The 13,028-nt window shown below is 69.2% G+C and carries 11 protein-coding genes; 1 reads left to right on the top strand and 10 read right to left on the bottom strand.

Features of this window, described 5'->3' with window-relative positions; all coding sequences use genetic code 11:
* Positions 1-191 precede the first annotated feature (191 nt).
* The 8 genes from rng to MPE_RS06735 form a co-directional block, all read right to left on the bottom strand.
* Positions 192-1,664 (bottom strand): ribonuclease G, encoded by a 1,473-nt coding sequence (gene rng, locus MPE_RS06770; protein WP_011828943.1) that lies wholly within the window; start codon positions 1,662-1,664, stop codon positions 192-194.
* 65 nt (positions 1,665-1,729) lie between these two features.
* On the bottom strand, positions 1,730-2,344 hold the full coding sequence (locus MPE_RS06765) for a Maf family protein (protein WP_011828942.1): 615 nt from the start codon (positions 2,342-2,344) through the stop codon (positions 1,730-1,732).
* Between the two features lie 5 nt (positions 2,345-2,349).
* Entirely contained in the window at positions 2,350-2,820 is a 471-nt protein-coding gene (gene rlmH / locus MPE_RS06760; protein WP_011828941.1) for a 23S rRNA (pseudouridine(1915)-N(3))-methyltransferase RlmH, read from the bottom strand.
* The gene (rsfS, locus tag MPE_RS06755; RefSeq protein WP_011828940.1) at positions 2,817-3,386 is read right to left on the bottom strand and encodes a ribosome silencing factor; all 570 of its coding nucleotides are present in this window, start codon (positions 3,384-3,386) and stop codon (positions 2,817-2,819) included. The genes rlmH and rsfS overlap by 4 nt, the downstream gene beginning before the upstream one ends.
* Before the next feature lie 24 nt (positions 3,387-3,410).
* Positions 3,411-4,049: a nicotinate-nucleotide adenylyltransferase gene (gene nadD / locus MPE_RS06750; RefSeq protein ID WP_011828939.1), complete on the bottom strand. Its 639-nt coding sequence runs from the start codon at positions 4,047-4,049 to the stop codon at positions 3,411-3,413.
* Positions 4,046-4,966, bottom strand: a complete 921-nt coding sequence (gene hemF / locus MPE_RS06745) for an oxygen-dependent coproporphyrinogen oxidase (protein WP_011828938.1) — start codon at positions 4,964-4,966, stop codon at positions 4,046-4,048. Before hemF ends, nadD begins: the two co-directional genes overlap by 4 nt.
* A 10-nt stretch (positions 4,967-4,976) precedes the next feature.
* Entirely contained in the window at positions 4,977-6,269 is a 1,293-nt protein-coding gene (gene purD, locus MPE_RS06740) for a phosphoribosylamine--glycine ligase (RefSeq protein WP_011828937.1), read from the bottom strand.
* A gap of 10 nt (positions 6,270-6,279) precedes the next feature.
* Positions 6,280-7,005, bottom strand: a complete 726-nt coding sequence (locus tag MPE_RS06735) for a YebC/PmpR family DNA-binding transcriptional regulator (RefSeq protein ID WP_011828936.1) — start codon at positions 7,003-7,005, stop codon at positions 6,280-6,282.
* Between the two features lie 85 nt (positions 7,006-7,090).
* On the opposite strand from MPE_RS06735, the gene MPE_RS06730 reads away from it, so the two are divergent.
* A complete protein-coding gene (locus MPE_RS06730; protein ID WP_011828935.1) occupies positions 7,091-8,620 on the top strand; it encodes a helicase HerA-like C-terminal domain-containing protein in 1,530 nt (509 codons plus the stop codon).
* A gap of 33 nt (positions 8,621-8,653) precedes the next feature.
* Here MPE_RS06730 and MPE_RS06725 read toward each other — a convergent pair whose 3' ends face one another.
* Together MPE_RS06725 and MPE_RS06720 are read right to left on the bottom strand one after the other, a co-directional pair.
* The gene (locus tag MPE_RS06725; protein ID WP_011828934.1) at positions 8,654-11,740 is read right to left on the bottom strand and encodes an efflux RND transporter permease subunit; all 3,087 of its coding nucleotides are present in this window, start codon (positions 11,738-11,740) and stop codon (positions 8,654-8,656) included.
* Positions 11,737-12,918: an efflux RND transporter periplasmic adaptor subunit gene (locus MPE_RS06720; RefSeq protein ID WP_011828933.1), complete on the bottom strand. Its 1,182-nt coding sequence runs from the start codon at positions 12,916-12,918 to the stop codon at positions 11,737-11,739. Before MPE_RS06720 ends, MPE_RS06725 begins: the two co-directional genes overlap by 4 nt.
* Between the last annotated feature and the right edge of the window lie 110 nt (positions 12,919-13,028).

Below are 13,028 nucleotides of genomic sequence, written 5' to 3'. Positions count from 1 at the left end.
TGAAAGTCGTGACACGGTGTAGAGCGCCGTCGGAGCCCCGCGGGCGCCGATGCGCGGCGCCTCGCTGCGGTGGATGACGATCACGGACGGCGACATGGTTCGGCCGGCATTGTAGGGACACAAAAGCCGCGGAGTGCACAAGGCCCGCGGGCCGACTGCACTACTGCGCTCCGCCGGCGGAAGGCGGTCCGCTACAGCAGCACGATGTCGTAGGCCTCGGGCGAGAGCCCGGGCTCGGTCTGCAGCGACACCGGCTTGCCGATGAAGTCGGACAGGCCGGCGAGATGCTGGCTCTCCTCGTCGAGCAGCATCTCCACCACCGCGGCGCTGGCGACCACGCGGAACTCCTTGGGGTTGAATTGCCGCGCCTCGCGCAGGATCTCGCGCAGGATGTCGTAGCAGACGCTGCGCGGCGTCTTCACCTGGCCCTTGCCTTGGCAGGTGGGGCACGGTTCGCACAGCAGGTGGGCCAGCGATTCGCGGGTGCGCTTGCGCGTCATCTCCACCAGGCCGAGCTGCGTGAAGCCGCTCACCGTGGTCTTGGTGCGGTCGCGCGCGAGCTGCTTGCGCAGTTCGGCGAGCACCGCGTTCTGGTGCTCCTCTCGAGCCATGTCGATGAAGTCGATGATGATGATGCCGCCCAGATTGCGCAGCCGCAGCTGGCGGGCGATGGCGAGCGCCGCCTCGAGGTTGGTCTTGAAGATCGTCTCGTCGAAGTTGCGCGCGCCGACGTAGCCACCGGTGTTGACGTCGATCGTCGTCAGCGCCTCGGTCTGGTCGATGATGAGGTAGCCGCCGCTCTTCAGGTCGACACGCCTCGCCAGCGCACGCTCGATCTCCTGGTCGATGCCGAACAGGTCGAAGATCGGCCGTTCGCCGTGGTAGTGCTCGAGCTTGGCCACCGAGCTCGGCATGTACTGCTCGCCGAACTCCTTCAGCGCCTCGTACTGCATGCGCGAGTCGATGCGCACGGCATGGGTCTGGTCGTGGGTCAGGTCCCGCAGCACCCGCTGCATCAGGTTCAGGTCCAGGTGCAGCAAGGTGCCGGATGGCGCCTTGAAGGCGCGCTCCCGGATTGCGGTCCAGGTCTTGCGCAGGTAGGCGATGTCTTCCGCCAGCTCGGCATCGGTAGCCTCCTCGGCATTGGTGCGCAGGATGAAGCCGCCGCTGCTGCTGCCGCCGTTCGGCGGGGCCACCAGGGCCTGCATGCGCGTGCGCAGCTGCTCGCGCAGCTCGTGCGATCCGATCTTCTGGCTGATGCCGATGCGGTCGTCCTGCGGCAGGAAAACCAGCAGCCGCCCTGCGATGCTGATCTGCGTCGACAGTCGCGCGCCCTTGGTGCCGATGGAATCCTTGATCACCTGCACCAGCAGTGCCTGGCCCTCGAACACCTGCCGCTCGATCGGTGCCGGCGGCGGATTGTCGCGGCCGGGCGCGTCCTCGCGGTGCAGGTCGGCCACGTGCAGGAATGCGGCCCGCTCGAGTCCGATGTCGATGAACGCGCTCTGCATGCCCGGCAACACCCGCACCACGCGACCGGCGTAGATGTTGCCGACCAACCCACGCTCGAGCGTTCGCTCGAGATGCAATTCCTGCACCGCACCGTTCTCGATGATGGCGACACGGGTCTCCTGCGGGGACCAGTTGATCAGGATGTCTTGCATGCGGGCGATATTAAGGGGCAAGGATGCGCAGCGGTCGTACCGTGCGACTCCGGGGTCGCGCACTGTCAGAACTGCCAGCCCAACGGCTTCAGCAGTTGTGCCGTCTCGAACAGCGGCAGACCCATGATGCCGGTGTAGCTGCCATCGATGTGCTCGATCCATGCGGCCGCCTGGCTCTGGATCGCATAGGCCCCGGCCTTGCCGTGCGACTCGCCGCTCGCGACGTAGCGCACGATCTCGTCGGAGGTCAGCCGGCACAGTCGCACGGTCGACACCTGCAGCCGCAGCTGGGGCTCGAAGGCCGCATGCGGTCCTTCGACCACGGCCACCGCCGTCAGCACCTGGTGGGTCTGGCCCGACAGGGCCTCGAGCATGTGTGCTGCTTCCTCGTCATCGGCCGGCTTGCCGAGAATGCGGCCGCCCAGCACCACGGTGGTGTCGGCGCACAGGATCGGCGCCGCCTGCAGTGCCCGCTGCAGCAGGCGCGCCCGCGCCGCCGCCAGCTTGGCGAGCGTCACGCGCTGCACATAGTCGGCCGCCGCCTCGCCGGGCAGCACGGCTTCCAGCGCCTCGCTGTCCTCGTCGGCGCCGGGCAGCAGCAGTTCGTGGCGCACGTCGATCTGCAGCAGCAGCTGGCGGCGCCGCGGACTCTGCGACGCCAGGTAGAGGAATTCGGGCACGCTCGCTACTCGCGGTGATAGGGGTGGCCGGCGTTGACCGACCACGCCCGGTACAGCGCTTCGGCGAGCAAGACCCGTGCGAAGGCGTGAGGCAGCGTCAGGTCCGACAGACGCAGCGTCTCGTCGGCGCCGTCCTTGAGCGTGTCGGCCAGGCCATCGGGGCCGCCGATCAGCAGCGCCACGTCGCGGCCGTCGAGCTGCCAGGCCTGCAGCCTCTGCGCCAGCTGCTGGGTGGTCAGGCGGGTGCCGCGCTCGTCGAGCACGACACGGCGCACGCCCCTGGCGCAGGCCGCCTCGATGCGCTGCGCCTCGGCGGCCTTCATGGCGTCCACGGTCTTGCCCTGGGTGCGTGGCTCCGCCTTCACCGCCTTCAGTTCCACGCGCCAATCGGCGGGAAAGCGCTTGAGGTAATCCTCGCAGGCCGTTTCGGCCCAGGCTGGCAGGCGCTGGCCGACGGCGACCAGCGCGAGCTTCATGCGCGCGACGTCTTGCGCGACGGCGCGGCCTTCTTCGCGGGAGCGCGCTTCGTGGCCGGTGCGCGGGTGGTCGGGGCCGACCGGGTCGGTGTCTTCTTTGCGACCGGCGCAGAAGCCGCCGTCTTGCGGGCCGGCGCCTTCCTGGCCGCAGGCGCCTTGGCCGCGGCGGACTTGCGCGCCGGCGCGGCCGGCGCCGAGGCCTTGACCAGGCCCTTGCTCACCGCGCCGAACTTCATCTTCACCGACTTGCCGCCCCAGATCTCCTCGAGGTGGTAATAGCGGCGGATCTCGGGCTGCATGATGTGCGCCACAGCCGCACCGCAGTCGACGATGATCCACTCTCCGTTGTCCTCGCCCTCGGTGCGCATGACCGGGAAGCCCTGCGATCGGACCGCGTCGCGCACGCTGGCGGCCAGGGCCTTCGTCTGCCGGTTGCTCAGGCCCGAGGCCATGATCACCCGTTCGAACAGCGGCGACAGGTGCTCGGTGTTGAAGACCTGGATGTCCTGGGCCTTCACGTCCTCGAGGCCATCGACGATGGCGCGTTGCAGTTTGCGGATGTCCATGCAGCTCCGGGCTGGGTGCCGCCCTCAGGCGGCGGGGACGCCACCGCGAGGCGGCGCGTAGAGGTGGTAACGGTCAATATAGCGCGCGACCACGGTGGGCACCATGTCGGGAACCAGCGACTGCGCGGTGCCACCGGCCGCGAGGTGGGCACGGATCGCCGTCGACGAGACGTTCATCGGCGGCATGGGCAGCGCCTCGATGCGGTGCCAAACCGCCAGCAGTTCGGAAGGCGGCGACGGTGACTTGCCGTCGCGGCCGGCCACCGCCAACGTGACTCGCGTGATCAGCTCGCGCCACTCGTGCCAGGTGGGCAGGCGTTCGTACTGGTCCTGTCCGATCACCAGAAACCACTTCGCGTTCGGCTCGGCGAGCTGCGACTCGCGCACCGTGTCGATGGTGTAGCTGGGGCCGTTCCGCTCGATCTCGCGACGGTCGAGCTTGAAGCCGCGGTGGCCGGTGATGGCCGCCTTCACCATGCCGGCGCGGTGTGTGGCGCTCAGCAACGTGCGCTCCTTCTGCCACGCCACGCCGGCCGGGATCCAGCGCAGCTCGTCGAGCTTGAGGTGCTGCACGGCGGTCATCGCGAGCACCAGATGGCCCATGTGCGGCGGATCGAAACTGCCGCCGTACAGGCCGATGCGGCGTTGGGGCGAGGCGTTCAAGTCGGGGCCACCCAATCACGGGGCCGCAGGAAGTCGCTGTAGAGCCGGGCTTCCGGCGTGCCGGCCTCGGGCTGCCAGTCGTAGCGCCAGGCCGCGGCCGGCGGCATCGACATCAGGATGGATTCGGTGCGCCCGCCGGACTGCAGCCCGAACAGCGTGCCGCGGTCCCACACCAGGTTGAACTCGACGTATCGGCCGCGCCGGTAGGCCTGGAACCCGCGCTCGCGTTCGCCGAACGGCAGCGCCTGGCGGCGCTGCACGATCGGCAGATAGCCCGCGAGCAGCGCGTCGCCGACCGCACGCGTCATCGCGAAGCTGCCATCGAAGCCGAGTTCGGAGAAGTCGTCGTAGAACACGCCGCCGACGCCGCGCGGCTCGTTGCGATGCTTCAGGAAGAAGTACTCGTCGCACCACTGCTTGAAGCGCGGGTACTTGTCGTCGCCGAACGGCGCCAGCGCGTCGCGGCAGGTGGCATGGAAATGCGCCGCATCTTCCTCGAAGCCGTAGTACGGCGTCAGGTCCATGCCGCCGCCAAACCAGGTGACGATCTCGCCGTCGGCTCGGTGTGCAGCCAGCATGCGCACGTTCATGTGCACCGTCGGCACATAGGGGTTGCGCGGGTGGAACACCAGCGAAACGCCCATCGCCTCGAAGGGAGCGCCGGCGAGCTCGGGGCGATGCTGGGTGGCCGACGGTGGCAGTGCCCGGCCGCGCACATGGCTGAAGCTGCAGCCGCCGCGCTCGAGCAGGCGGCCGCCCTCGATCAGGCGCGACAGACCCTCGCCCTCCAGCTTGCCGCCCGGCTCGCGCGTCCAGCGGTCGCTCAGGAAGCGCCCGCCGTCCTCCGCCTCCAGCGCGGCGACGATGCGCTCCTGCAGACCCAGCAGGTAGTCCCGGACGGCTTGCGTGTCAGTCATCGGGCGGGCGTCAGCGCTTGATCGCGCGGTGACCGATGTCGCGGCGGAACTGCATGCCGTCGAAGGCGATGCCCGAGAGTGCGTCGTAGGCGCGAGCCTGCGCGACCTTGGCCGAGTCCCCGAGCGCGGTGACGCACAGCACGCGGCCGCCACTCGTCACGATGTCCTTGCCCGGCTTGCTGGTGCCGGCGTGGAACACCACCGCGTCCGCGGTCTCGGGCGGCAGGCCGGTGATCACGTCGGCCTTGCGCGGTTGCTCCGGGTAGCCGTGCGCGGCCATCACCACGCCGAGCGCGAAACGCCGGTCCCACTGCAGCTCGACCTGGTCGAGCGTGCCGTCGGCGGCATGCGTCAGCACGTCCAGCAGGTCGCTCTTGAGGCGCATCATGATGGGCTGGGTTTCCGGGTCGCCCATGCGGCAGTTGAATTCCAGCGTCTTCGGGTTGCCCTGGGCATCGATCATCAGCCCGGCGTACAGGAAACCCGTATAGGGAATGCCATCACGTGCCATGCCGTCGAGCGTGGGCTGGATGATCTCGTGCATCACCTTGGCGTGGATGTTGGGCGTGACCACCGGCGCCGGCGAGTAGGCGCCCATGCCGCCGGTGTTCGGTCCGGCATCGCCGTCCTTCAGGCGCTTGTGGTCCTGGCTGGTGGCGAGCGGCAGCACGTGCCGGCCATCGGCCAGCACGATGAAGCTGGCTTCCTCGCCGGCCAGGAACTCCTCGATCACCACCCGCGCTCCACCGGCGTTGTGCGTGACCCCGAGCTTGTTGTCGCCGCTGTGGCCGGCCAGCATCCAGTCGACCGCCTGGTGGGCCTCGTCGAGCGTCGCCGCGACCACCACGCCCTTGCCGGCCGCCAGGCCGTCGGCCTTGACGACGATCGGCGCGCCCATGCGGTCGACGTAGGCATGCGCGGCCGCCGCATCGGAGAAGGTCTCATAGGCAGCCGTGGGAATGCCGTGGCGCTTCATGAAGTCCTTCGAGAAGGCCTTTGAGCTCTCCAGTTGCGCGGCCGCCTGGGTCGGGCCGAACACCCGCAGTCCGCGCGCGCGGAACACGTCCACCACGCCGGCCGCCAGCGGCGCCTCCGGGCCGACCACCGTGAGGCCGATCTTCTCGGCCTGCGCGAAGTTGGCCAGCGCGTCCACCTCGGTGATCGCGACGTTCTTCAGGCGCACGTCGAGCGCCGTGCCGCCGTTGCCCGGCGCCACGTAGACCATCTGCACCTTGGGCGACTGCGCCAGCTTCCAGGCCAGCGCGTGCTCGCGGCCACCACCGCCGATGACGAGAACCTTCATGTCGTCCTGCTCACTCGTCCAGTTCGGCGTTGTGGAACACGGCCTGCGTGTCGTCCAGGTCTTCCAGCACGTCGAGCAGCTTCTGCATGCGCTGCGCGTCCTCGCCGTCCAGCGCCACGGTGTTCTCGGCACGCATCGTCACCTCGGCCAGTTCGGGCACCAGCCCGGCCGCCTGCAACGCCGCCTGCACGGCCTCGAAATCGGGCGGCGCACAGAGCACCTCCACCGTTCCGTCGTCGTCGGTCACCACGTCCTCGGCGCCGGCATCGAGCGCCACCTCCATGATCCTGTCCTCGCTGCTGCCCGGCGCGAACATGAACTGGCCGCAGTGCTTGAACTGGAAGCTCACCGAGCCGTCGGTGCCCAGGTTGCCGCCGTACTTGCTGAAGGCGTGCCGCACCTCGGCCACCGTGCGCACCCGGTTGTCGGTCATCGTGTCGATGATGATCGCCGCGCCGCCGATGCCGTAGCCCTCGTAGCGGATCTCCTCGTAGCTGACGCCTTCCTGGTTGCCGGTGGCCTTGTCGACGTTGTACTTGATGCGGTCGGCCGGCATGTTGGCGGCCTTGGCCTTGTCGATCGCCAGGCGCAGCCGCGGGTTCATCGCGGTGTCGCCGCCGCCGGCGCGGGCCGCCACGACGATCTCTCGAATGATGCGGGTCCAGATCTTGCCGCGCTTCTCATCCTGGCGGCCCTTGCGGTGCTGGATGTTGGCCCATTTGGAATGGCCGGCCATGTTGTTCTCGTTTCGGAAAGCTTAGGATTGGAAAGATTTTAGTGGACGCCTCCGCGTCTTCGCCCGCCCCCCTGCCGAGGACCTCATGGCCGAACCCCTGCTGATCGCCAAGCACGGCGAGATCGAATGCGCGCTGCTGCCCGCCCTGGCCAACCGCCACGGGCTGATCACCGGGGCCACCGGCACCGGCAAGACCATCACGCTGCAGGCGCTGGCCGAGCAGTTCTCGAAGATCGGCGTGCCGGTCTTTCTGGCCGACGTGAAGGGCGACCTGACCGGTATCGCCCAGGCCGGCAGCGTGAACGACAAGCTCGCCAAGGTGCTGAAGGACCGCGGCCTGGACCTGCCGACCCCGCTCGCCTGCCCGGCCACCCTGTGGGACGTGTTCGGCGCCCAGGGCCACCCGGTGCGCGCCACCGTGTCCGACATGGGCCCGCTGCTGCTGGGCCGCATGCTCGCGCTCAACGAGACCCAGCAGGGCGTGCTGTCGCTGGTGTTCAAGATCGCCGACGACAACGGCATGCTGCTGCTGGACCTGAAGGACCTGCGCGCGATGCTGCAGCACGTGGGCGACAACGCCAAGGAGTTCCAGACCGAATACGGCAACATCAGCGCCGCCAGCGTGGGCGCCATCCAGCGCGGCCTGATGCAGATCGAGGAACAAGGCGGCGACAAGTTCTTCGGCGAGCCGATGCTCGACATCGGTGACTTCATGCAGACCGCAGACGGCAAGGGCGTGATCAACATCCTGGCCGCCGACAAGCTGATGACCGCGCCGCGGCTCTACGCCACCTTCCTGCTGTGGATGCTCAGCGAGCTGTTCGAGTTGCTGCCCGAGGTGGGCGACCTGGAGAAGCCCAAGCTGGTGTTCTTCTTCGACGAGGCTCACCTGCTGTTCACCGACGCCCCGAAGGCTCTGGTCGAGCGCATCGAGCTGGTGGTGCGGCTGGTGCGCTCCAAGGGCGTGGGCGTCTATTTCGTGACGCAGAACCCGCTCGACGTGCCCGACAGCGTGCTCGGCCAGCTCGGCAACCGCGTGCAGCATGCGCTGCGCGCCTTCACGCCGCGCGACCAGAAGGCCGTCAAGTCGGCCGCCGAGACGATGCGCGCCAATCCCGGGCTCGACATCGCCACCGCGATCACCGAGCTGGCGGTCGGCGAGGCGCTGGTCAGCCTGCTCGACGAGAAGGGCCGCCCCGGCATCACCCAGCGCGTCTTCGTCATCCCGCCGGGCAGCCAGATCGGCCCGATCACGCCACAGCAGCGCCAGGCGCTGATCGCCGGCTCGCTGGTGGCCGGCGTGTACGAGAAGGTGGTCGACCGCGAGTCGGCCTACGAGAAGCTCAAGGGCCGCGGCGCCGCCACGGCCGAGGCGGCCGACGCGCTGAAGGCGAATCGCGGCGCCGGCGGCACCGCGCCGGCACAGGACGGCGGCGGCATGCTCGGCGGGCTGGGCGACATCCTGTTCGGCTCGACCGGGCCGCGCGGCGGCAAGCGCGAGGGTCTGGCCGAGTCGATGGCCAAGTCGGCCGTGCGCACCATGGGCACCACGGTGGGCCGCGAGATCATCCGCGGCGTGCTGGGCAGCCTGCTGGGCGGCAGCAAGCGGCGCTGATCCAGACCCGACGCCCCCTCGCTGCCGCCCCCCTCAGCGGGCTTCCACGACCTCCGGCGTCTGGATCGGCCCACGACCGCTGTAGCGGTCGAGGTAGAGGTAGATCACCGGCGTGAGGTAGAGCGTGATCGCCTGCGAGAACAGCAGGCCGCCCACCACCGCCAGACCCAGCGGCTGCCGCAGCTCGGCGCCGGCGCCGATGCCCAGCGCGATGGGCAGCGCGCCCATCAGCGCGGCCAGCGTGGTCATCGTGATCGGCCGGAAGCGCCGCACGCAGGCTTCGCGAATCGCTGCCTCGGGCGCCATGCCCTGATGGCGCTGCGCGTCGAGCGCGAAGTCGATCATCATGATCGCGTTCTTCTTCACGATGCCGATCAGCAGCAGGATGCCGATGGTCGCGATCAGCGTCAGGTCCTGCCCGAAGAACTCCAGCATCAGCAAGGCCCCCACCGCGGCCGATGGCAGGCCGGCCAGGATGGTCAGCGGGTGGATGTAGCTCTCGTACAGCACGCCCAGCAGCACGTAGATCACCAGCAACGCCGCAACGATGAGGATGGCCTGGCTGCCCTGCGAGGTCTTGAACACCGCTGCGTCACCGCCGTAGCTGGTGATCACCGATGCCGGCAGGCGGATCTCCTGCCCGTAGGCCTCGAGCTGCCGGGTGGCATCGCCGAGCGGCACGCCCGGCGCGAGGTTGAACGACACCGTCACCGCCTGCAGCTGCCCGACGTGGTTCACCGAGGTCGGCCCCAGCGTGCGCTCGACCGTCGCGAAGCTGTTCAGCGGCACCAGTGCACCGTTGCTGCTGCGCAGGTAGATGCCGTCGAAGGCGCTCTCGTCGCGCTTGGCGTCGGGCGCCACTTCCATGATCACCTGGTAGCTGTCGGCGGTGGTGTAAATGGTGGCGACCTGGCGCTCGCCGAAGGCGCTGAACAGCGCGTTGCGGATCGAGTCGACCGACACGCCCAGCGTGTTGGCCTTGTCGCGGTCGATCTTCAGCGAGGCTTGCAGTCCCTTGAGCTGTGAGTCGGAGGTGACGTCGCGGAAGCGCGGATCGGCGCGCAGCTTCTCCTGCAGCCTGGCCGCCCAGTCGTTCAGCTCATCGGCCTTCACGCTCTGCAGGATGTACTGGTAGCGGCTCTTGCTGGGGCGCCCGCCGAGCTGCAGGTTCTGCACCGGCTGCAGGTAGACGGTGATACCGGCCACCTGACTCAACTTCTTGCGCAGCCCTTCCACCACCTGCTTCATGGGCAGGCGCTCGCCGCGCGGCTTGAGGTTGATGAACATGCGGCCCGTGTTCTGCGTGCCGCTGCCGCCGTTGACCGAGTTCACGCTCAGCACGTTCGGGTCGGCCAGCATCACCTGCACCGCCTGGTCCTGCAGCTTCACCATCGCCGCGAACGAGGTGTCCTCGGCGGCTTCGGTGGAGGCGCGGATCTGGCCGATGTCCTCCTCCGGGAAGAATCCCTTGGGAATGGTGACGAACATCAGCGCGGTCAGCGCGAAGGTCAGCACGCCCACACCCAGCATCAGACGGCGGTGCCGCAGCGCGAGGTCGAGCGAGCGCGTGTACCAGCGCGTGACGGCCTCGAAGCCGCGCTCGAAGCCGCGCACCAGCGCACCCGGCGGGCGCTGCGTGGCCTCGGGCTTCAGGTAGCGTCCGGCCAGCATGGGCACCAGGGTCAGCGAGACGAAGGCCGACACCAGGATGGCCAGCGAGACGATCACCGCGAATTCGTGGAACAGCAGGCCGATCACGCCGGGCATGAAGAAGATCGGGATGAACACCGCGACCAGCGAGGTCGAGATCGAGATGATGGTGAAGCCGACCTCGCGCGAGCCCTTCAACGCCGCCTCGAACGGGTCCATGCCCTGCTCGACGTGGTGCATGATGTTCTCGAGCATCACGATCGCGTCGTCCACCACCAGGCCCACGGCCAGCGTCAGGCCCAGCAGCGAGATGTTGTCGAGGCTGTAGCCGCCGGCCCACAGCAGCGCCACCGCACCGATCAGCGACACCGGCAGCGACAGCGTCGGGATCACCGTCGCGACCGCTCTCCGCAGGAAGAGAAAGATCACCAGCACCACCAGCACGATGGTGCCGAGCAGCGTGAGGTTCACGTCGTGCAGTGCCTCGCGGATCGAGGTGGAGCGGTCGTTCAGCAGGCTCAGCTGGATCGACTGCGGCAGCTGTGCGGTGAAGCCCGGCAGCGCGGCCTTGACCGCATCCACCACCGCCACGGTGTTGGCGTCGGGCTGGCGCTGCACGGCCAGCGTGATCGACGCCTCGCCGTTGAAGTTGGCCGAGGTCTTGACGCTCTCGTAGCTGTCCTCCACGGTCGCCACGTCGCGCAGCCGCACCGTGTTGCCGTTCTTGCTGCTGACGATCAGGTCGGAGAACTCGGCCGCGTTGCGCAGCTGCCGGTTGGCCTGCACCGTCAGCGTCTGGCGGTCGCCCTCGAGCGTGCCGACCGGCGTGTTGGCATTGGCGGTGGCGAGCGCCGCACTCAGCTCCTCGATCGCGATGTCGCGCGCGGCCAGCGCCTGCGGGTGCACCCTCACCCGCACCGCGAAGCGTCGCTGGCCGAAGATGTTGACCTGCGCCACGCCAGGCAGCGTGGACAGCGCGGGCGAGATCAGGTGCTCGGCGTAGTCGTTCAGGTCCGACAGGTTCAGCGAGGGCGAGGTCATCGCCATCAGCAGCACCGGCGCGTCGGCCGGGTTGACCTTGCGATAGGACGGCGGCGCGGTCATGTCCTGCGGCAACGTGCGTTCGGCACGCAGCAGCGCCGCCTGCACGTCGACCGCCGCCGCGTCGATGTCGCGGCCCTCGTCGAACTCCAGCGTCAGCGAGGTGGTGCCCAGCGTGCTGGTCGAGCTGATCATGCTGAGCGAGGGGATCGTCGAGAACTGCTTCTCCAACTGCAGCGCCACCGAGGTGGCCATGGTCTCGGGGCTGGCACCGGGCAGCGAGGCCGTGACGTTGATCACCGGGGTGTTGTAGCTCGGCAGTGCGGCGATCGGGATCTGCCGGTAGGCGATGACGCCGGCCACCACCATGGCCAGGTTCAGCAGCACCGTCATCACCGGACGGCGGATGAACAGCTCCGACAGGTTCATGGCCGAGGCTCCGACGCGGCGGCCACGCGCCGCGCCGGCCGGCTCGCTGCGGCCGCCGCCGGGGCCTGTTCGACCACCGCCGCACCGGGCCGCAGGTTCTGCTTGCCGTCGACGATGACGCGCTCGCCTGCCTGCACGCCGCTGACGGCCGCCACGTCGCCGGCCGAGGCGATGACCTCCACCTCGCGGAGCTGTGCCTTGTCGTCCGCACCGACCACGTAGACCGACTTGGCCTTGGCGCCCTGGATGATTGCGGCCTGCGGCACCAGGATCGCGCCCGGCAGGCTGCCGACCGCGAGCTTCACGTCGGCATAGGCACCGGGCCACAGCTGCTGCTGCGGGTTGGCGAACTGCGCCTTGACCTGCACCGTGCCCGAGTTCGCGTCGACGGCGCTGTCGACGAACTGCAGCGTGCCGGTGAGCGGCGCCTGCGCGCCCGGCAGGCGCGCGGTGACGCGGCCGGTGCCCGACTTCAGGCTGTCCAGCAACGCGCCGATGTGCCGCTGCGGCACCGGAAAGCTCACCGCGATCGGGTCGAGCTGGGTGATCGTCACCAGCGCTGGCGACGCCGGCGTCACATAGCTGCCGGCATAGACCGCGATCGCGCCCACGCGGCCGGCGCTCGGGGCCACGATGCGCGCGTAGCCGAGGTCCACACGCGCTGCCTGGATCGCCGCGCGGTCGGCCACCACCACCGCCTGCTGCGCCTCGACCTGGCTGAGGTTGGTGTCGACGGCGCTCTGCGACACGAAATCCTGGCGCAGCAGATCGCGGCTGCGGGCCAGTTGCCGCTCGGCGTCGGCCAGCGTGGCCAGATCGCGCTGCAACTGCGCCTGGGCCTGGGCCACCCGCACCTCGGCAGCCCGGCTGTCAAGCGTGAACAGCAGTTCGCCGGCACGGACCGTCTGCCCTTCGCGGATGTGCACCCGCTCGATGGCGGCGCTGATCTGCGGATGGATCTCCACGCGGTTCAGCGCGCTGACCGTGCCGGTCGCCCCCAGCTCCAGCGCGAAATCCTCGCGGCGTGCCGGCACCGTGGTCACCGTGACGGCGGTGCCGGCGGTCGCAGCCGCAGCACGCGGGGCGCCGGCCGGCGGGCGCTGCGCCAGCGTCCAGGCGAGGGCGGCCCCTGCGGCGACCAGCACCACGGCCCCCCCCAACAGCGTCGTTCTTTTCATGTCACTGCGATCTCGGGCAAAGGCGAAAGTTGCCACGCGCACTTGAGCCCGGCGTGAAGGACTGTGAACTTGCGTGAAGCCACCGCGACCATGACGGCCGGCGATCGGCC

This window comes from Methylibium petroleiphilum PM1 (assembly GCF_000015725.1).
In the GTDB taxonomy this organism is placed as follows: Bacteria; Pseudomonadota; Gammaproteobacteria; order Burkholderiales; family Burkholderiaceae_C; genus Methylibium; species Methylibium petroleiphilum.
Note: the sequence above shows the minus strand (reverse complement) of the source record. Positions and strands in the feature narration are given on the sequence as shown.